Annotated in this window: 10 protein-coding genes, 6 tRNA genes and 3 rRNA genes; 1 reads left to right on the top strand and 18 read right to left on the bottom strand. The window is 59.2% G+C overall.

The window, feature by feature from the left end; translation table 11 throughout:
* Positions 1–15 precede the first annotated feature (15 nt).
* The 18 genes from rpoB to WS87_RS02225 form a co-directional block, all read right to left on the bottom strand.
* The gene (gene rpoB, locus WS87_RS02320) at positions 16–4122 is read right to left on the bottom strand and encodes a DNA-directed RNA polymerase subunit beta (RefSeq protein WP_059820865.1); all 4107 of its coding nucleotides are present in this window, start codon (positions 4120–4122) and stop codon (positions 16–18) included.
* A 377-nt stretch (positions 4123–4499) separates the two neighbouring features.
* Positions 4500–4874, bottom strand: coding sequence for a 50S ribosomal protein L7/L12 (gene rplL, locus WS87_RS02315; protein WP_021161757.1), 375 nt, complete (start codon positions 4872–4874; stop codon positions 4500–4502).
* A 63-nt stretch (positions 4875–4937) separates the two neighbouring features.
* Positions 4938–5435 (bottom strand): 50S ribosomal protein L10, encoded by a 498-nt coding sequence (gene rplJ / locus WS87_RS02310; RefSeq protein WP_038715103.1) that lies wholly within the window; start codon positions 5433–5435, stop codon positions 4938–4940.
* A gap of 295 nt (positions 5436–5730) precedes the next feature.
* Positions 5731–6429, bottom strand: coding sequence for a 50S ribosomal protein L1 (gene rplA, locus WS87_RS02305; protein WP_059535563.1), 699 nt, complete (start codon positions 6427–6429; stop codon positions 5731–5733).
* Positions 6430–6861, bottom strand: a complete 432-nt coding sequence (gene rplK / locus WS87_RS02300; protein WP_006400671.1) for a 50S ribosomal protein L11 — start codon at positions 6859–6861, stop codon at positions 6430–6432. It lies immediately after the preceding gene.
* Between the two features lie 140 nt (positions 6862–7001).
* Positions 7002–7559, bottom strand: a complete 558-nt coding sequence (gene nusG, locus WS87_RS02295; RefSeq protein ID WP_006400672.1) for a transcription termination/antitermination protein NusG — start codon at positions 7557–7559, stop codon at positions 7002–7004.
* Position 7560: 1 nt separating this feature from the next.
* On the bottom strand, positions 7561–7941 hold the full coding sequence (gene secE, locus WS87_RS02290) for a preprotein translocase subunit SecE (RefSeq protein WP_059535562.1): 381 nt from the start codon (positions 7939–7941) through the stop codon (positions 7561–7563).
* 42 nt (positions 7942–7983) lie between these two features.
* Positions 7984–8059, bottom strand: a tRNA-Trp gene (locus tag WS87_RS02285).
* Positions 8060–8118: 59 nt separating this feature from the next.
* Positions 8119–9309, bottom strand: a complete 1191-nt coding sequence (tuf, locus tag WS87_RS02280) for an elongation factor Tu (RefSeq protein WP_006482910.1) — start codon at positions 9307–9309, stop codon at positions 8119–8121.
* A gap of 65 nt (positions 9310–9374) precedes the next feature.
* Positions 9375–9449 (bottom strand) — tRNA-Thr (locus WS87_RS02275).
* Positions 9450–9475: 26 nt separating this feature from the next.
* A tRNA-Gly gene (locus tag WS87_RS02270) sits at positions 9476–9549 on the bottom strand.
* Between the two features lie 43 nt (positions 9550–9592).
* A tRNA-Tyr gene (locus WS87_RS02265) sits at positions 9593–9678 on the bottom strand.
* A gap of 1803 nt (positions 9679–11481) precedes the next feature.
* Positions 11482–11594, bottom strand: a 5S ribosomal RNA gene (rrf, locus tag WS87_RS02260).
* Between the two features lie 132 nt (positions 11595–11726).
* Positions 11727–14608: ribosomal RNA gene (locus tag WS87_RS02255) — 23S ribosomal RNA — on the bottom strand.
* A 272-nt stretch (positions 14609–14880) separates the two neighbouring features.
* Positions 14881–14956: transfer RNA gene (locus WS87_RS02245), tRNA-Ala, on the bottom strand.
* A 39-nt stretch (positions 14957–14995) separates the two neighbouring features.
* Positions 14996–15072, bottom strand: a tRNA-Ile gene (locus WS87_RS02240).
* A 64-nt stretch (positions 15073–15136) separates the two neighbouring features.
* A 16S ribosomal RNA gene (locus WS87_RS02235) occupies positions 15137–16669 on the bottom strand.
* The 16S, 23S and 5S rRNA genes sit together here with 2 tRNA genes alongside, the layout of an rRNA operon.
* 568 nt (positions 16670–17237) lie before the next feature.
* Positions 17238–18503 (bottom strand): SGNH/GDSL hydrolase family protein, encoded by a 1266-nt coding sequence (locus tag WS87_RS02225; RefSeq protein WP_059816656.1) that lies wholly within the window; start codon positions 18501–18503, stop codon positions 17238–17240.
* Positions 18504–18716: 213 nt separating this feature from the next.
* On the opposite strand from WS87_RS02225, the gene paaA reads away from it, so the two are divergent.
* The gene (gene paaA, locus WS87_RS02220; RefSeq protein WP_059816653.1) at positions 18717–19715 is read left to right on the top strand and encodes a 1,2-phenylacetyl-CoA epoxidase subunit PaaA; all 999 of its coding nucleotides are present in this window, start codon (positions 18717–18719) and stop codon (positions 19713–19715) included.
* The last annotated feature ends 22 nt before the right edge of the window (positions 19716–19737 follow it).

Genomic DNA, 19737 nt, shown 5'->3' with positions numbered 1-19737 from the left:
CTCTCCGTAGTCCGATTAATTGCGGTCGAGATCGATGTCGATACCGAGCGAGCGGATTTCCTTCACGAGCACGTTGAAGGATTCCGGCATGCCTGCATCGATCACGTGATCGCCCTTCACGAGGTTCTCGTAAACCTTCGTCCGGCCGGTCACGTCGTCCGACTTCACCGTCAGCATTTCCTGCAGCACGTAGGACGCGCCGTACGCTTCGAGTGCCCACACTTCCATTTCACCGAAACGCTGGCCACCGAACTGCGCCTTACCACCCAGCGGCTGCTGCGTGACGAGCGAGTACGGGCCGGTCGAACGCGCGTGCATCTTGTCGTCGACCAAGTGGTGCAGCTTCAGGTAGTGCATGTAACCCAGCGTCACGCGACGTTCGAACATCTCGCCCGTGCGGCCGTCGTACAGGCGGACCTGGTTCTTCGACGGGTTCATGCCGAGTTGTTCTGCGATGTCGTCCGGGAACGCGAGGTCGAGCATCTTGCCCATTTCTTCCTCGGTCGCACCGTCGAACACCGGCGTTGCGAACGGCACGCCTTCGCGCAGGTTCTTCGCGAGTTCGAGGATCTCGTCGTCGGTGAAGCTTTCCAGGTCTTCCTGGCGGCCCGACTCGTTGTAGATCTTCGTCAGGAACACGCGCAGTTCCTCGATCTTCGCCTGACGCTGCAGCATTTCGCCGATACGCCAGCCGAGGCCCTTCGCGGCCCAGCCGAGGTGCACTTCCAGAACCTGACCCACGTTCATCCGCGACGGCACGCCGAGCGGGTTCAGCACGACGTCTGCCGGGCGGCCATCGGCCATGTACGGCATGTCTTCGATCGGGACGATCTTCGACACGACACCCTTGTTACCGTGGCGGCCTGCCATCTTGTCGCCAGGCTGCAGGCGGCGCTTCACCGCGAGGTACACCTTGACCATCTTCAGCACGCCCGGCGGCAATTCGTCGCCTTGCGTGAGCTTCTTGCGCTTCTCTTCGAACGCGAGATCGAACTGGTGACGCTTTTCTTCGATCGAGTTCTTGATCGCTTCGAGCGATGCCGCTGCTTCGTCGTCCGCGAGGCGGATGTCGAACCAGTGGTAGTGGTCGAGATCTTCCAGGTAAGCCTGGTCGATCTTCGTGCCCTTCGCGAGCTTCTTCGGACCGCCGTTCGCGACCTTGCCCACCAGCATCCGTGCGAGACGCTGGAACGCGTCGCCTTCCACGATGCGCAGCTGGTCGTTCAGGTCGAGACGGTAGCGCTTCAGTTCGTCGTCGATGATCTGTTGCGCACGCTTGTCGCGCTGGATGCCTTCACGCGTGAACACCTGGACGTCGATCACGGTACCGCTCATGCCCGACGGCACGCGCAGCGACGTGTCCTTCACGTCCGAAGCCTTCTCGCCGAAGATCGCGCGCAGCAGCTTCTCTTCCGGCGTCAGCTGGGTCTCGCCCTTCGGCGTGACCTTGCCGACCAGCACGTCGCCCGCTTCGACTTCCGCACCGATGTACACGATGCCCGATTCGTCGAGACGGCCGAGCTGGACTTCCGCCAGGTTCGAGATGTCGCGCGTGATTTCTTCCGGCCCGAGCTTCGTGTCGCGTGCAACGACGTTCAGCTCTTCGATGTGGATCGACGTGTAGCGATCGTCGGCCACGACCTTCTCCGAGATCAGGATCGAGTCCTCGAAGTTGTAGCCGTTCCACGGCATGAACGCGATCAGCATGTTCTGGCCGAGCGCGAGCTCGCCCAGGTCCGTCGAGGCGCCGTCGGCCAGCACGTCGCCGCGCGAGACCTTGTCGCCCATCTTCACGATCGGACGCTGGTTGATGTTCGTGTTCTGGTTCGAACGCGTGTACTTGATCAGGTTGTAGATGTCGACGCCGACTTCACCTGCGACCGCTTCGTCGTCGTTCACGCGAATCACGATACGGCCTGCGTCGACATAGTCGACGACGCCGCCGCGGAACGCCTGAACGGTCGTGCCCGAGTCGACCGCGCAGGTGCGCTCGATGCCCGTACCGACGACCGGCTTTTCCGGACGCAGACACGGCACGGCCTGACGCTGCATGTTCGAACCCATCAGTGCACGGTTCGCATCGTCGTGCTCGAGGAACGGGATCAGCGAAGCAGCAACCGACACGATCTGCGACGGCGCGACGTCCATGTACTGGATGCGGTCCGGCGTGACCATCATCGTTTCGCCGGCTTCACGCGACGACACGAGTTCGTCGACCAGCGTGCCGTTCTCGTCGATCGCGGCGTTCGCCTGCGCGATCATGTAGCGGCCTTCCTCGATCGCCGACAGGTAGTCGATCTGGTCGGTCACCTTGCTGTCCACGACCTTGCGGTACGGCGTCTCGAGGAAGCCGTACTCGTTCAGGTGCGCGTACAGTGCGAGCGAGTTGATCAGGCCGATGTTCGGACCTTCCGGCGTTTCGATCGGGCACACGCGGCCATAGTGGGTCGGGTGCACGTCACGAACTTCGAAGCCTGCGCGTTCGCGCGTCAGACCGCCCGGGCCCAGTGCGGAAACACGGCGCTTGTGCGTGATTTCCGACAGCGGGTTGGTCTGGTCCATAAACTGCGACAGCTGCGACGAACCGAAGAACTCGCGGATCGCCGACGAAATCGGCTTCGAGTTGATCAGGTCGTGCGGCATCAGGTTTTCGCTTTCGGCCTGGCCGAGGCGTTCCTTGACCGCGCGCTCGACACGCACGAGACCCGCGCGGAACTGGTTTTCCGCCAGTTCGCCGACGCAACGCACGCGACGGTTGCCGAGGTGGTCGATGTCGTCCACTTCGCCCTTGCCGTTGCGCAGTTCGACGAGGATCTTGATCGTCGCGAGGATGTCGTCGTCCTGCAGCGTCATCGGGCCGGTGATCTCGTCACGGCTGACGCGGCGGTTGAACTTCATACGGCCGACCTTCGACAGGTCGTACGCTTCTTCGCTGTAGAACAGACGGTTGAACAGCGCCTCGACCGCTTCTTCGGTCGGCGGCTCGCCCGGACGCATCATGCGGTAGATCGCGATGCGCGCGGCCGTCTTGTCGGTCGTTTCGTCGACACGCAGCGTCGACGAGATGTACGGACCCTGGTCCAGATCGTTCGTGTAGAGCGTCTGGATATCCTTGATGCCCGCTTCGCGCAGCTTTTCGAGCACGCTTTCCGTGACTTCGTCGTTCGCGGTCGCGATCACTTCGCCGGTGTCGCCGTCGACGACGTTCTTCGCCAGCACGCGGCCGAGCAGATAGTCTTCCGGCACCGAGATGTACTTGGTCTTCGCGGCTTCGAGGTCGCGAATGTGCTTCGCGTTGATCCGCTTGTCCTTCTGGACGATGACCTTGCCGTCGCGATCCGTGATGTCGAAGCGCGCGACTTCACCACGCAGGCGCTCGGGCACGAACTCGAGTTGCGCGCCTTCGTCCATCAGCGTGAAGTTGTCGAACACGAAGAAGTTCGCGAGGATCTGTTCCGGCGTGAGGCCGATGGCCTTCAGCAGGATCGTGACCGGCATCTTGCGGCGACGGTCGACGCGGAAGTACAGGATGTCCTTCGGATCGAATTCGAAGTCGAGCCACGAGCCGCGGTACGGAATGATCCGTGCCGAGAACAGCAGCTTGCCCGAGCTGTGCGTCTTGCCCTTGTCGTGTTCGAAGAACACGCCCGGCGAACGGTGCAGCTGCGAGACGATGACACGCTCGGTGCCGTTGATGACGAACGAGCCCGTCGGCGTCATGAGCGGAATTTCGCCCATGTACACTTCCTGCTCCTTCACTTCCTTGACGACCGGCTTGTTCGGCGATTCCTTGTCGAGGATGACGAGGCGGACCTTCGCGCGCAGCGCGGAGCAGTACGTCAGGCCACGCTGCTGGCATTCCTTGATATTGAATGCCGGCGCGGACAGTGCATAGCTCACGAACTCGAGGCGCGCGAAACCGTTGTGCGAAACAATGGGAAATACCGATGTGAATGCGGCTTGCAAACCTTCAGGCTTGCGTTGCGTGCCAAGCACATCGGCTTGCAGAAACGTGCTGAATGATTCAAGCTGGGTGGCCAGCAAGAACGGAACTTGGTGAACGATGGGGCGCTTCGCGAAACTCTTGCGAATGCGCTTCTTCTCGGTGAAGGAATATTGCATACGATCTCCGAATCACGGCGGGTGCTGTCGAGGCGGGATACCTGGACGTTTCGAACCCGAGTGTTCACCGACTGAGACCCGATGGCCGCCCGATGGCTTGAACGAGCCGAGAAGCTTGGTGGTTGGCCGCTACCAACCGCTGGCTGACGGCAGCGGATGCCTGTGTTGCCCGCTACCCGACCAAACTTGCCTTCTGCAGTCGCTTCAGAAGACAAAGAGAAACGCCGATCGCGACCATCGCTTACGATTCGGCGGTTTTCTTTGGCTTCTGGGGCCGATTATTCGGGCTCCCGAATGAGTGCCAGAATAACGTCCCCACAAAGCACAAAAAGGCCGGCGGTGAAAATACCGCCAGCCTTCGCACAGCGCGTCGAAACTTACTTGACTTCGACCTTCGCGCCTGCTTCTTCCAGCTTCTTCTTGGCTTCTTCAGCAGCAGCCTTGTCGACGCCTTCCTTGACAGCCTTCGGTGCGCCGTCAACGACGTCCTTCGCTTCCTTCAGGCCCAGGCCCGTCAGTTCGCGAACTGCCTTGATGACTGCAACCTTGTTGCTGCCTGCTTCAGCCAGGACGACCGTGAATTCGGTCTTCTCTTCTGCAGCAGCAGCAGCGCCGCCGCCTGCCGGGCCAGCGACTGCCACTGCAGCTGCCGACACGCCAAACTTCTCTTCGAATGCCTTGACCAGTTCGTTCAGTTCCAGAACGGTCATCCCTTCGACTGCTGCCAGGATGTCTTCTTTTGCGATTGCCATTTGAAATACTCCTAAATTGAATTCGGATACAGCCAGCGATCAGTGACGCTGATGCACGCTCGATTACGCAGCTTCTGCTTGCTTCTTCTCGGCCAGCGCGGCAAGAGCACGCGCGAAGCCCGAAACAGGCGATTGCATAACGAACAGCAGCTTCGAGAGCAGTTCTTCACGGCTCGGGATGCTTGCCAGCGCTTGCACGCCAGCCTTGTCCATCACCTTGCCATCGAACGAACCAGCCTTGATGACCAACTTGTCATTGCTCTTGCTGAAGTCGTTGACGACCTTAGCAGCAGCAATTGCATCTTCCGAGATGCCGTAGATCAGGGGGCCAGTCATCTGCTCTGCCAGCGGAGCAAACGGCGTACCTTCAACAGCGCGACGCGCCAGCGTGTTCTTCAACACGCGCAGGTAAACCTGTTGCTCACGCGCTTTCGCGCGCAGCTTGGTCAGATCGCCAACCGCAATTCCACGATACTCAGCCAGCACAACGGTCTGGGCCTTCGCGACTTGCGCGGCAACCTCAGCGACGACGGCTTGCTTGTCTTCTCTATTAAGCGGCACGGTTAGCCTCCAGAAACGATACGTTCGGCACGAAACCTCACGTACCTCGTTCAACAACGGCGTCCGACCTCGTTAGGAGTATTTCCACCTCACGCCGTGAATCGCTTCACGACCTGCGGCTTCACCACTGCAAAACTTTTTCGGGTTCGCCATCTGCGTTGGCTTGAATTAAGGGATCGCCTGCCTGCTGCGCCCCACCAACGGTCTTTGATAACCGGTTGCCCGCCCTGCTGCACGAACAACCGCCCAAAGCCCATGTAGGCCGCTTCGCGAACGAAGCGGCCCGAATACTTGCTTACTGTGCTGCCAGCGTAGCCTGGTCGACACGCACGCCGACACCCATCGTGCTCGACAGTGCGATCTTGCGCAGGTAGACGCCCTTGCTCGTTGCCGGCTTGGCCTTCTGCAGCGCTTCGATCAGTGCCGACAGGTTCGAACGCAGTGCGGTCGATTCGAACGATGCACGGCCGATGGTCGCGTGGATGATACCGGCCTTGTCGACACGGAATTGCACCTGACCAGCCTTCGCGTTCTTGACTGCAGTCGCGACGTCCGGCGTGACCGTGCCGACCTTCGGGTTCGGCATCAGGCCGCGCGGGCCGAGGATTTGACCGAGCGTACCGACGATACGCATCGTGTCCGGCGAAGCGATCACGATGTCGAAGTCCATCTGGCCAGCCTTGATCTGCTCAGCCAGGTCTTCCATACCGACGATTTCCGCGCCCGCTGCACGAGCCTGCTCGGCCTTGTCACCTTGTGCGAACACGGCAACGCGAACCGACTTGCCCGTACCTGCCGGCAGAACGACGGAACCACGAACGACTTGGTCCGACTTCTTCGCATCGATGCCGAGCTGGACTGCGACGTCGATCGATTCGTTGAACTTCGCGCTCGCGCATTCCTTCACGAGTGCCAGTGCGTCTTCGATCGCGTACAGCTTCTGACGGTCGACCTTGGCGGCAAATGCCTGACGGCGCTTGGAGATCTTAGCCATTTACACGCCCTCCACAGTGATGCCCATCGAGCGTGCGCTACCAGCGATGGTGCGAACGGCTGCGTCCAGATCAGCTGCCGTAAGGTCCGGCATCTTGGTCTTCGCGATCTCTTCGGCTTGAGCGCGCGTGATCGAACCGACCTTGTCGGTGTGCGGCTTGCTCGAGCCCTTATCCACCTTCGCCGCCTTCTTGATCAGGACGGTTGCCGGCGGCGTCTTCATCACGAACGTGAAGCTCTTGTCAGCGTATGCCGTGATGACCACCGGCACCGGCAGACCCGGCTCCATGCCTTGAGTCTGCGCGTTGAACGCCTTGCAGAACTCCATGATGTTCAGGCCGCGCTGGCCCAGTGCCGGACCGACCGGCGGCGACGGGTTGGCTTTACCTGCAGGAATCTGCAGCTTGATAAAGCCGACAATCTTCTTTGCCATTTGTAAACCTCGTTGGAACGCCAGACGGCGTTCGGTGAGTGATAACGCGCGTTCGCCGTTGGCTACTGACGCTCCTCAACGGCCATAACGCGAGCCGTAAGCGCGAAGGTGGGCAGCCGAGGCTGCCCACCGAATCGGGATCAAACTTTTTCGACCTGACCGAACTCGAGTTCGACCGGGGTAGAGCGGCCAAAGATGGTGACCGACACACGCACGCGCGATTTTTCGTAGTTGACTTCCTCGACGGTGCCGTTGAAGTCCGTGAACGGGCCTTCCTTGACACGCACCATCTCGCCAACTTCGAACAGGGTCTTCGGGCGCGGCTTCTCGACGCCTTCCTGCATCTGCGACATGATCTTTTCGACTTCCTTCGGGGAAATCGGGGTCGGGCGGTTACGTGCACCGCCGACGAAACCCGTGACCTTCGCCGTGTTCTTCACGAGGTGCCACGTTTCGTCCGTCATCTCCATTTCCACCAGCACGTAGCCGGGGAAGAAACGACGCTCGGTTACAGCTTTGTGGCCGCCTTTGACTTCGACCACTTCTTCGGTCGGAACCAAGATCTGACCGAATTTATCCTGCATGCCAGCACGTTCAATGCGCTCCTGAAGCGCGCGCTGCACGCTCTTCTCCATACCGGAGTAGGCGTGCACGACGTACCAACGCTTTCCGCTCGGGGATGCCGGAGTATCGCTCATATCATTTCCAACCCAGAATCGCCGAGAAAATCACCCATTCGATCGATTTGTCACTCAACCAGAGGAAAATCGCCATCACGAGCACGAAACCGAACACGACAAGCGTGGTTTGCGTTGCTTCTTTGCGGGTGGGCCAAACGACCTTGCGGACTTCCTTGTACGAATCCTTGGCAAATGCGATGAGGCTCTTGCCAGGCACGGACATCAGACCGACGGCCACGCCGGCGATGATACCTACCGCCAATGCGGCGCCGCGGACATACCACTGCTGGTTGGCCAGCCAGAAGAAGCCCACGAATCCGGCCAAGACCAGCAATACGCCCAGGGCCAGCATCAGCTTATCGCCGGAGGTATTTACAGTTTCGACGGATGGATTCGCCATAACACCTTAAAACAAATGCCACGTGGGACACGTGGCGATTTTTGGCAGGGGCAGAGGGAATCGAACCCCCAACCTTCGGTTTTGGAGACCGACGCTCTGCCAGTTGAGCTATACCCCTAAACCATGTTGGGGCCGGCTGCTGCCAACCCCAAAACTGTCGATCAACGAATAACTGGCTTACTCGATGATCTTGGCGACGACGCCGGCGCCGACGGTACGGCCGCCTTCGCGGATTGCGAAGCGCAGACCTTCTTCCATCGCGATCGGAGCGATCAGCTTCACCGTGATCGACACGTTGTCGCCCGGCATCACCATTTCCTTGTCCTTCGGCAGCTCGATCGAGCCCGTCACGTCCGTCGTACGGAAGTAGAACTGCGGACGGTAGTTGTTGAAGAACGGCGTGTGACGGCCGCCTTCGTCCTTGCTCAGCACGTACACTTCAGCCGTGAAGTGCGTGTGCGGCGTGATCGAACCCGGCTTCGCCAGAACCTGGCCACGCTCCACGTCTTCACGCTTCGTGCCGCGCAGCAGGATACCGACGTTGTCGCCTGCCTGACCTTGGTCCAGCAGCTTGCGGAACATTTCAACGCCCGTGCAGGTCGTCTTCACCGTCGGCTTGATACCGACGATTTCGATTTCCTCGCCGACCTTCACGATGCCGCGCTCGACACGACCCGTCACCACCGTACCGCGACCCGAGATCGAGAACACGTCTTCCACCGGCATCAGGAATGCGCCGTCAACTGCACGCTCCGGCGTCGGGATGTACGTGTCCAGTGCGTCTGCCAGGCTCATGATCGCCACTTCGCCCAGCTCGCCCGTGTCGCCTTCCAGCGCCAGCTTCGCCGAACCCTTCACGATCGGCGTGTCGTCGCCCGGGAAGTCGTACTTCGACAGCAGTTCGCGAACTTCCATCTCGACCAGCTCGAGCAGTTCAGCGTCGTCCACCATGTCGCACTTGTTCAGGAACACGATGATGTACGGAACGCCAACCTGACGCGCCAGCAGGATGTGCTCACGCGTTTGCGGCATCGGGCCGTCTGCTGCCGAGCAAACCAGGATCGCGCCGTCCATCTGCGCTGCGCCCGTGATCATGTTCTTCACATAGTCAGCGTGGCCCGGGCAGTCGACGTGTGCGTAGTGGCGGTTTGCCGTTTCGTACTCGACGTGTGCCGTGTTGATCGTGATGCCGCGCGCCTTTTCTTCCGGTGCCGCGTCGATCTGGTCGTAGGCCTTCGCTTCGCCGCCGAACTTCTTCGTCAGAACCGTCGTGATCGCTGCCGTCAGCGTCGTCTTGCCGTGGTCAACGTGACCAATCGTACCAACGTTGACGTGCGGCTTGGTCCGCTCAAACTTTTCCTTGGCCATTTTCAACTCCCGAAAGGAATTTCACATGTTGCGCCGCGCGCAAACAGACACTGACTTTTTACTGCTGGTGCCCATGGGCAGGATCGAACTGCCGACCTCTCCCTTACCAAGGGAGTGCTCTACCACTGAGCCACATGGGCGCTATTACGCTTCAACTAACACGGACTGGAGCGGGTGAAGGGAATCGAACCCTCGTCGTAAGCTTGGAAGGCTTCTGCTCTACCATTGAGCTACACCCGCACGGGCCACTAACGATTCCCTACCGCTCTCTGCGCTGATGTTCTGGTGGAGGAGGTTGGATTCGAACCAACGTAGGCGTAAGCCAACAGATTTACAGTCTGCCCCCTTTAGCCACTCGGGCACCCCTCCGTAGAGAACTGACGATTATGGGGGTGCATCGCACTCTTGTCAAGCAAATCCGGAAGATTATTTTCATTCTCTTCCAGCCCACTTGCGCGACTCACCCGACATCCACGCTCGCCCGGCTGAGGCAAGCACGAGAGGATCGCCGATCGGCGCCCACATCTTCGTCAGACCTCCGTCTTCAGCGTCGATTTGCATCTTCGCTAAAAACGAAAGACCGCCATCATAAGGCCTTCCGCGCATAATGCCAAGCGGGTAGATGCAAAAAATCCGCAATTTCCATGCCGGCGGGATTTGCAAAGGCATCCGGCTAACGCCAGGACCAATCCGAAGCCGTGTAACTGTGGCGCGCCAGTACACCGCCCGGCCGGGGTCAGCCAGGCTCTATGCAGAGGCTCCGCCACACCGGACATCGGATTCCGGATATAGCGCCTGCTCGCATCCTCCGCTGCGACACGCAGGAATCGAACCGTCAGAACAGGGGCCGCCATTGGCTCACGTTTCCTTCCTGCGGACAGAAAACAGGCGCGATACCATCCCGTTTTCACGCGATCGGGCCCCACTGCCCCCGCCGCCTCATTCAAAATCAGGACTTCTCTCGTGCCTTCGCGCGGTCTTCGTTGCCTCCATGTCGCACTCCCGCGGCATCACAATGCGGCAACAGGACGCGCAAAAAAGGCGCGCAGTTCGTACGGCACATAACAACGTTGAAGTCCGTGGTCAGCGGGCCGAGTGTCGTATCGGATATCGGACGTATAGCGCAGCTTCGCTGCGATAGTCCGACCAGACGCTCATGTTGATCCGCTGCGCGAAGGTCCGGCGCGATACTTGCTGCACCGCGGCGCGTCCGCTGCGACGGTGACGCGTGGCCGACATGATGGCCAGAGGTGTAGGTGCAGATCGTCGCGTATCAGCGGCACCAGGACGTCGGGGCAAGTCGAGCTTCCGGACCGCTCCGGGTGGTGTCATCGTCGCCGCGAGCCGCAATCAGGTGGGACGAAGGGGTGTTCAACATCATGCGTCCGCGACTGCCTCCGGGGCCGTTGCGCTCGCTGGCATCGCCGCCTTGTAGGCGGCGGCGAAGTATCCGGCGTCGACCGGCGGTTCTTTTGCGTCGACTTTGATCGAGATGCCTATGCGACGCCTCCTGCGGACTACGTGCCAGGGAAGCTAACGTCCGACACGAGCACCTCAACGTCGGCTGCTCGCCGCCCCAGCGGTGGGTGATCCGAGCGCCGCGTGCACATCACGCGTCGACCAGCGTCGACGCGAGCGGTATGCATTTTGCGTTGATGGCTAAGATCGTAGCTTTTTCGGTGGCGCAACTCGTTTGCTCGCTGACGAAGCCTATGCCCTTCGAATCTGGTAGCTCGCTCTCGTCAGAAGCAACACGGGGACGTCTGACGGGATCGAGCAGGCAAACCGACCTCACCTCCCGACACTTGGGCGTTGGCGGAGGGCTCCGTGGGAATTTCAGTCGTCATTCGGATGCTAACGGGTATGCTCTCGCAGCCTCGAGCTGCCGTGGATTTGCCATGAAACGCGCCAGCCATACACCGGCAACCCCGGCGCCTCGAACATAGTCGCCTACATTGGCCGGAAAAATGCCTTGCCGAACCGGCAAGAGTCGTCTCCCTGGCTGGAGATTGCAGCAAATCGACGGGGGATTGGTCCGGGATGATGGAAAGCGGCGGATTCCGGCGACGCGCTTGGTCAGCCAACGGAGAGGTTCGATTGCCTGCACTCGCATTTCCGTCGCGCCAATGCAAAAACCCCCGCCTTGTCGGGCGGGGGTTCTTGGCTTAGGGAGCCTGACGATTACCTACTTTCACACGGGAATCCGCACTATCATCGGCGTAGAGTCGTTTCACGGTCCTGTTCGGGATGGGAAGGGGTGGGACCGACTCGCTATGGTCATCAGGCAAAGGGGGTTGTCCTGCTGGCGTGGCCAACAGAACCAATCTGGGAAGAAGCAGTAATTTTGAGTTGTGTGTATCACACACGAGAATCAACCAGTCCGACGCGCTGTAGTCAGCGCGAGACAGACTTGTTATAGGATCAAGCCTTACGGGCAATTAGTATCAGTTAGCTGAACGCATTACTGCGCTTACACACCTGACCTATCAACGTCCTGGTCTCGAACGACCCTTCAAGGGGATCTAGTCCCCAGGGATATCTCATCTTAAGGCGAGTTTCCCGCTTAGATGCTTTCAGCGGTTATCTCTTCCGAACATAGCTACCCGGCGATGCCACTGGCGTGACAACCGGTACACCAGAGGTTCGTCCACTCCGGTCCTCTCGTACTAGGAGCAGCCCCCTTCAAATATCCAACGCCCACGGCAGATAGGGACCAAACTGTCTCACGACGTTTTAAACCCAGCTCACGTACCTCTTTAAATGGCGAACAGCCATACCCTTGGGACCGGCTACAGCCCCAGGATGAGATGAGCCGACATCGAGGTGCCAAACACCGCCGTCGATATGAACTCTTGGGCGGTATCAGCCTGTTATCCCCAGAGTACCTTTTATCCGTTGAGCGATGGCCCTTCCATACAGAACCACCGGATCACTATGACCTGCTTTCGCACCTGCTCGACTTGTCGGTCTCGCAGTTAAGCACGCTTATGCCATTGCACTATCAGCACGATTTCCGACCGTACCTAGCGTACCTTCGTACTCCTCCGTTACGCTTTGGGAGGAGACCGCCCCAGTCAAACTGCCTACCATGCACTGTCCCCGACCCGGATCACGGGCCAAGGTTAGAACCTCAAACAAACCAGGGTGGTATTTCAAGGACGGCTCCACCGAAACTAGCGTTCCGGTTTCATAGCCTCCCACCTATCCTACACAGATCGGTTCAAAGTCCAATGCAAAGCTACAGTAAAGGTTCATGGGGTCTTTCCGTCTAGCCGCGGGTAGATTGCATCATCACAAACACTTCAACTTCGCTGAGTCTCGGGAGGAGACAGTGTGGCCATCGTTACGCCATTCGTGCAGGTCGGAACTTACCCGACAAGGAATTTCGCTACCTTAGGACCGTTATAGTTACGGCCGCCGTTTACCGGGACTTCAATCAAGAGCTTGCACCCCATCATTTAATCTTCCGGCACCGGGCAGGCGTCACACCCTATACGTCCACTTTCGTGTTTGCAGAGTGCTGTGTTTTTATTAAACAGTCGCAGCCACCAGTTTATTGCAACCCCTTCACCCTCCTGGCGCAGGCCAGTCAAGCTACAAGGGCGTACCTTATCCCGAAGTTACGGTACCAATTTGCCGAGTTCCTTCTCCCGAGTTCTCTCAAGCGCCTTAGAATACTCATCTCGCCCACCTGTGTCGGTTTGCGGTACGGTCATCGTTAGACTGAAGCTTAGAGGCTTTTCTTGGAACCACTTCCAATTGCTTCGCTCCCTAAGGAGCTCGCGCCACACCCTTGAATCCTGCGCCCGGATTTGCCTAAGCGCCTTCTCCAATGCAGCGACCGGGACTTCCAACACCCGGACAACCTTCCGCGATCCGTCCCCCCATCGCATCTAACAATGGTGCAGGAATATTGACCTGCTTCCCATCAGCTACGCATTTCTGCCTCGCCTTAGGGGCCGACTCACCCTACGCCGATGAACGTTGCGTAGGAAACCTTGGGCTTACGGCGAGGGGGCCTTTCACCCCCTTTATCGCTACTCATGTCAGCATTCGCACTTCCGATACCTCCAGCACCCTTTACAAGGCACCTTCGCAGGCTTACGGAACGCTCTCCTACCATGCGTGCAAAGCACGCATCCGCAGCTTCGGTATATAGCTTAGCCCCGTTACATCTTCCGCGCAGGACGACTCGATCAGTGAGCTATTACGCTTTCTTTAAAGGGTGGCTGCTTCTAAGCCAACCTCCTGACTGTTTTAGCCTTCCCACTTCGTTTCCCACTTAGCTATATTTGGGGACCTTAGCTGGCGGTCTGGGTTGTTTCCCTCTTGACACCGGACGTTAGCACCCGATGTCTGTCTCCCGTGATTGCACTCTTCGGTATTCGGAGTTTGCTATGGCGGGGTAATCTGCAATAGACCCCCCAACCATGACAGTGCTCTACCCCCGAAGGTGAGACACGAGGCACTACCTAAATAGTTTTCGGAGAGAACCAGCTATTTCCAGGTTTGTTTAGCCTTTCACCCCTATCCACAGCTCATCCCCTAACTTTTCAACGTTAGTGGGTTCGGACCTCCAGTACGTGTTACCGCACCTTCATCCTGGCCATGGATAGATCACCTGGTTTCGGGTCTACGCCCAGCAACTGAACGCCCTATTCGGACTCGCTTTCGCTACGCCTGCCCTATACGGTTAAGCTTGCTACTGAACGTAAGTCGCTGACCCATTATACAAAAGGTACGCCGTCACCCCTTACGAGGCTCCGACTGTTTGTATGCATGCGGTTTCAGGATCTATTTCACTCCCCTCCCGGGGTTCTTTTCGCCTTTCCCTCACGGTACTGGTTCACTATCGGTCGATCACGAGTATTTAGCCTTGGAGGATGGTCCCCCCATCTTCAGACAGGATTTCACGTGTCCCGCCCTACTTGTCGCACACCTAGTTCTTTCATACTGTTTTCGCCTACAGGGCTATCACCTGCTATGGCCGCACTTTCCAGAGCGTTCGGCTAACAATACAAATAAAGAGTGCAAGGCTCATCCCATTTCGCTCGCCACTACTTTGGGAATCTCGGTTGATTTCTTTTCCTGCGGTTACTTAGATGTTTCAGTTCACCGCGTTCGCTTCGCATGGCCTATGTATTCAGCCATGGATACTCCAAAAGGAGTGGGTTTCCCCATTCGGACATCTACGGATCAAAGCTCGTTTGCCAGCTCCCCGTAGCTTTTCGCAGGCTACCGCGTCCTTCATCGCCTGTGATCGCCAAGGCATCCACCACATGCACTTGTTCGCTTGACCCTATAACGAGTCTGTCTCGTTACAGGTTGAGTTCTCGCGTTGTGCCGCATTCCAATTGAGTCAAACATAGAGTTCGAATCATCTTGAGATACATCGATACAATCACAACCCGGATAGTTTCCACGTCCATCTCAAGACGCTTCCGCTATCCAAATTACTTACTTCTTCCAGATTGTTAAAGAACGACAGCCGATACATACTCCGTACCGCTCTGACTGGCTCAATCGCCAATGACAAACACTCGAGCACCTCGAACGCTTGTCATTGAAGATTGGTGGAGGCAGACGGGATCGAACCGACGACCCCCTGCTTGCAAAGCAGGTGCTCTCCCAGCTGAGCTATGCCCCCATGAGTACAGATTTGCCTCAGGTACCTACCGCCAGACAATGGTGGGTCTGGTTGGATTCGAACCAACGACCCCCGCCTTATCAAGACGGTGCTCTAACCGACTGAGCTACAGACCCCTGAGTCTGTCTTTAAATTTACAGCCGATAAGCGTGAGCGCTCAATTTTGCGAGATAGCTCTGGAAAGGAGGTGATCCAGCCGCACCTTCCGATACGGCTACCTTGTTACGACTTCACCCCAGTCATGAATCCTACCGTGGTGACCGTCCTCCTTGCGGTTAGACTAGCCACTTCTGGTAAAACCCACTCCCATGGTGTGACGGGCGGTGTGTACAAGACCCGGGAACGTATTCACCGCGGCATGCTGATCCGCGATTACTAGCGATTCCAGCTTCATGCACTCGAGTTGCAGAGTGCAATCCGGACTACGATCGGTTTTCTGGGATTAGCTCCCCCTCGCGGGTTGGCAACCCTCTGTTCCGACCATTGTATGACGTGTGAAGCCCTACCCATAAGGGCCATGAGGACTTGACGTCATCCCCACCTTCCTCCGGTTTGTCACCGGCAGTCTCCTTAGAGTGCTCTTGCGTAGCAACTAAGGACAAGGGTTGCGCTCGTTGCGGGACTTAACCCAACATCTCACGACACGAGCTGACGACAGCCATGCAGCACCTGTGCGCCGGTTCTCTTTCGAGCACTCCCGCCTCTCAGCAGGATTCCGACCATGTCAAGGGTAGGTAAGGTTTTTCGCGTTGCATCGAATTAATCCACATCATCCACCGCTTGTGCGGGTCCCCGTCAATTCCTTTGAGTTTTAATCTTGCGACCGTACTCCCCAGGCGGTCAACTTCACGCGTTAGCTACGTTACTAAGGAAATGAATCCCCAACAACTAGTTGACATCGTTTAGGGCGTGGACTACCAGGGTATCTAATCCTGTTTGCTCCCCACGCTTTCGTGCATGAGCGTCAGTATTGGCCCAGGGGGCTGCCTTCGCCATCGGTATTCCTCCACATCTCTACGCATTTCACTGCTACACGTGGAATTCTACCCCCCTCTGCCATACTCTAGCCTGCCAGTCACCAATGCAGTTCCCAGGTTGAGCCCGGGGATTTCACATCGGTCTTAGCAAACCGCCTGCGCACGCTTTACGCCCAGTAATTCCGATTAACGCTTGCACCCTACGTATTACCGCGGCTGCTGGCACGTAGTTAGCCGGTGCTTATTCTTCCGGTACCGTCATCCCCCGGCCATATTAGGACCAAGGATTTCTTTCCGGACAAAAGTGCTTTACAACCCGAAGGCCTTCTTCACACACGCGGCATTGCTGGATCAGGCTTTCGCCCATTGTCCAAAATTCCCCACTGCTGCCTCCCGTAGGAGTCTGGGCCGTGTCTCAGTCCCAGTGTGGCTGGTCGTCCTCTCAGACCAGCTACTGATCGTCGCCTTGGTAGGCCTTTACCCCACCAACTAGCTAATCAGCCATCGGCCAACCCTATAGCGCGAGGCCCGAAGGTCCCCCGCTTTCATCCGTAGATCGTATGCGGTATTAATCCGGCTTTCGCCGGGCTATCCCCCACTACAGGACATGTTCCGATGTATTACTCACCCGTTCGCCACTCGCCACCAGGTGCAAGCACCCGTGCTGCCGTTCGACTTGCATGTGTAAGGCATGCCGCCAGCGTTCAATCTGAGCCAGGATCAAACTCTTCAGTTTAAACCTGTTACTGTTTTCGGTTCCGTTAAGAACCGGTCGCTCACTCAAAGCTGACAGGTATATGAATCACTTCATAAACCTGACTTACTTTAGTGTGAGACTCTTGATACTTTCGCTTTCTGATCCGAAGATCAGCTCGCGGCCATCAAGCGCCCACACTTATCGGCTGTTAATTTTTAAAGAGCATTTCTGCGAGAAACCTGAAGTTTCCCAGCAGCGCTGCGTTTTCAGCAGCAGAGAAGCGAGATTATGAACCGTCTTTTTCAGCTCGTCAACAACTTTCTGAACTGCTTCGTTGCGACGGCGGGGGTTCAACTTCGTGTGCGCCGGGGCTCTACAACCTGCCCTCGACCGCACCGCTTCCCTTCTCCTTCCGCGCTGCGTTTCCGTTAGCGCGAAAGAGGCGTGATTCTAAGCACCCGCCCCGGTCTCCGCAACCCCTTTGTGAAAATATTTTGAAAAAGCCCCCGTGCGCTACCGCGCACGGGGGCTTCAGGTTCGAGGGGCCAAGTGACGCCCGCTATCTCAAAGAAGTCAGCGGTTCATCGCTCTTATATATAGAGCGACGTCACTTGCCACCGACTGCAGCCTGCAGCCGCTCCATCGGCACGGCATCGGCCATGGCCGTGTAACCCGCATCACTCGGATGAATGCCGTCGCCGCTGTCATACTGGCGCTGCAGCACACTCGGCCGAACCGGATCGCGCAGCACCGCGTCGAAGTCGACCACGCCATCGAATCCGCCGCCGCTCCGGATCCACCGGTTCACCTCGAGCCGGACCGCCTCGCGCCCGGCCGGCAACGCCGCAGGCGTGAGCGTCGCGCCAAAGACCTTCACACCCTGGCGATGCGCTGCCTCGATCAACCGGCGGTAGCCGTCGATCAACGAAGCGGCCGTGACCTGCGTATGCGGGTTGTCGCAATCGAGCCCCGCACGCGGCGGCATCGCCGCAAAGTTGATGTCGTTGATGCCGATCAGCACGATCACCGCCTTCACCCCCGCACGCGAAAGCGCATCGCGCTCGAACCGAGACGCCAGCGACGTGCCGTAGCATGCCGAATCGCTCAGTAGCCGATTGCCGCTGATCCCGAGATTCACGACGCCGAGCGAATCCGAACCCGCCGCGGCCAGCCGGCGCGCCAGCGCATCCGGCCAACGATGATTGCGATTCAGGCTCGAGCGCAGCCCGTCGGTGATCGAGTCCCCGATCGCGGCGACACTCGCTCGCGCGACGCCCGCCTCGACGGCCAGTTCGGTCACCCACGCATACTGGGTAAAGCGCGTGCGGAATGCGCCGGCGCCCGGATCGTTCACGTGGTCGCCCGGCGCCGATACGTAATTGAGCTGGTTCGACACACGGTGCCACACGGTCATCCGCTGGTTTGCCCCCATCCGCAGACTGATCGCATACGGCTGCCCGGCCGTCACGTCGATCGCCACCGGGTCGCTTTCGAGTTCCTGGCTCGGGGCGAGCGTCACCGACGTCTTGCCGCCGAAGCGCACGGCAGCCCCCGTCGCGCCGGCAAGCGCCGCGCCGTCACCGGCGCGCGCGAGACTGGCCGCCTCGATCACCAGCGGCGCGCGACCGTAGGCGTTGCTGACACGAATCCGCGCGGCATGCCCGGAAACCGTCGGGTAGACGATCTGCCGAACGGTCCGCCCAGCCACGTCCGGCGCGCGGTAGAGCGGCGGCGGCGCAGCCAGGTCTGGAATCGGCTGCAACGCGGTCGCCCACGCAGCGACCCACCCGGCCGGTGCGGCCGAGACCGCGAGCGGCGACAGGAAAACGGATGCGCCCAGCACGGTCGCGACGAAACTGCTTCGAAATGACATCGGCGAAATCCTCATCGGAAAGCAGGCATTGTGCCGCAGAAGCCGCCCGCCCCACGCGCCGGACCGCCTTCCCGACCGGCGACCGCGCCCCTCGCCCCCCGCCCCTCGCCCCACGTTTACCCCAGTCCCGATGCAAATCCGCAAGAAATTTATTAACCGACCGGTCGGTTGGTTTATACTTCGCACACATTCAACCGGACGAGATCCTCCGCCATGTACACGCAATCCCTCGACATCCCCGGCAACGTCGCACCGCTCGACGCCGCAGCCGAGTCGCCCGAGCAGGCGCGGTTCGACGCGGTCATGGCCGCGGACGGCAAGATCGAACCGCAGGACTGGATGCCCGACGCCTATCGCAAGACGCTGGTCCGCCAGATTTCGCAGCACGCGCACTCGGAAGTCGTCGGCATGCTGCCGGAAGGCAACTGGATCTCGCGCGCGCCGAGCCTGAAGCGTAAGGCGATTCTGCTCGCGAAAGTCCAGGACGAAGCCGGCCACGGCCTCTATCTATATAGCGCGGCCGAAACGCTCGGCGTATCGCGCGACGCGCTGATCGACGCGCTGCACGCCGGCAAGGCGAAATACTCGAGCATCTTCAACTATCCGACGCCGACCTGGGCCGACGTCGGCGTGATCGGCTGGCTCGTCGACGGCGCCGCGATCATGAACCAGATCCCGCTGTGCCGCTGCACGTACGGCCCGTACGCGCGCGCGATGATCCGCGTGTGCAAGGAAGAGTCGTTCCACCAGCGCCAGGGCTTCGATGCGCTACTGTCGATGATGAAGGGCACCGACGCGCAGCGCGCGATGGTCCAGCAGGCGGTGAACCGCTGGTGGTGGCCGGTGCTGATGATGTTCGGCCCGAGCGATGCCGATTCGGTCCACAGCAACCAGTCCGCGAAATGGGGCATCAAGCGGATCTCGAACGACGACCTGCGGCAGAAGTTCGTCGACGCGACGGTCGACCAGGCAAAGGTGCTCGGCGTGACGCTGCCCGACCCGGACCTGAAATGGAACGAGGCGCGCGGCCACCATGACTACGGCGCGATCGACTGGGATGAATTCTGGCGCGTCGTCAACGGCGACGGCCCGTGCAACAAGGAACGCCTCGCGACCCGCGTGAAGGCGCACGACGACGGTGCGTGGGTGCGCGAAGCCGCGCTCGCGCACGAAGCCAAGCGCCGCGCCCGCGCCGAACAGCACGCCGCCTGAGCGGCAACCATCGAATACAGGA

This window comes from Burkholderia sp. MSMB0856 (genome assembly GCF_001524645.2).
Lineage (GTDB): Bacteria > Pseudomonadota > Gammaproteobacteria > Burkholderiales > Burkholderiaceae > Burkholderia > Burkholderia diffusa.
The sequence above is the reverse complement of the archived record's forward strand: the minus strand, read 5'-3'. Positions and strand labels throughout refer to the sequence as shown.

What these genes read in the sequence shown, in the direction of transcription:
- rplK (WP_006400671.1), bottom strand. Translation starts at nt 6,861, where the DNA reads ATGGCAAAGAAGATTGTCGGCTTTATCAAGCTGCAGATTCCTGCAGGT.
- paaA (WP_059816653.1), top strand. Translation starts at nt 18,717, where the DNA reads ATGTACACGCAATCCCTCGACATCCCCGGCAACGTCGCACCGCTCGAC.
- rplA (WP_059535563.1), bottom strand. Translation starts at nt 6,429, where the DNA reads ATGGCTAAGATCTCCAAGCGCCGTCAGGCATTTGCCGCCAAGGTCGAC.
- secE (WP_059535562.1), bottom strand. Translation starts at nt 7,941, where the DNA reads ATGGCGAATCCATCCGTCGAAACTGTAAATACCTCCGGCGATAAGCTG.
- tuf (WP_006482910.1), bottom strand. Translation starts at nt 9,309, where the DNA reads ATGGCCAAGGAAAAGTTTGAGCGGACCAAGCCGCACGTCAACGTTGGT.
- rpoB (WP_059820865.1), bottom strand. Translation starts at nt 4,122, where the DNA reads ATGCAATATTCCTTCACCGAGAAGAAGCGCATTCGCAAGAGTTTCGCG.
- rplL (WP_021161757.1), bottom strand. Translation starts at nt 4,874, where the DNA reads ATGGCAATCGCAAAAGAAGACATCCTGGCAGCAGTCGAAGGGATGACC.
- WS87_RS02225 (WP_059816656.1), bottom strand. Translation starts at nt 18,503, where the DNA reads ATGTCATTTCGAAGCAGTTTCGTCGCGACCGTGCTGGGCGCATCCGTT.
- nusG (WP_006400672.1), bottom strand. Translation starts at nt 7,559, where the DNA reads ATGAGCGATACTCCGGCATCCCCGAGCGGAAAGCGTTGGTACGTCGTG.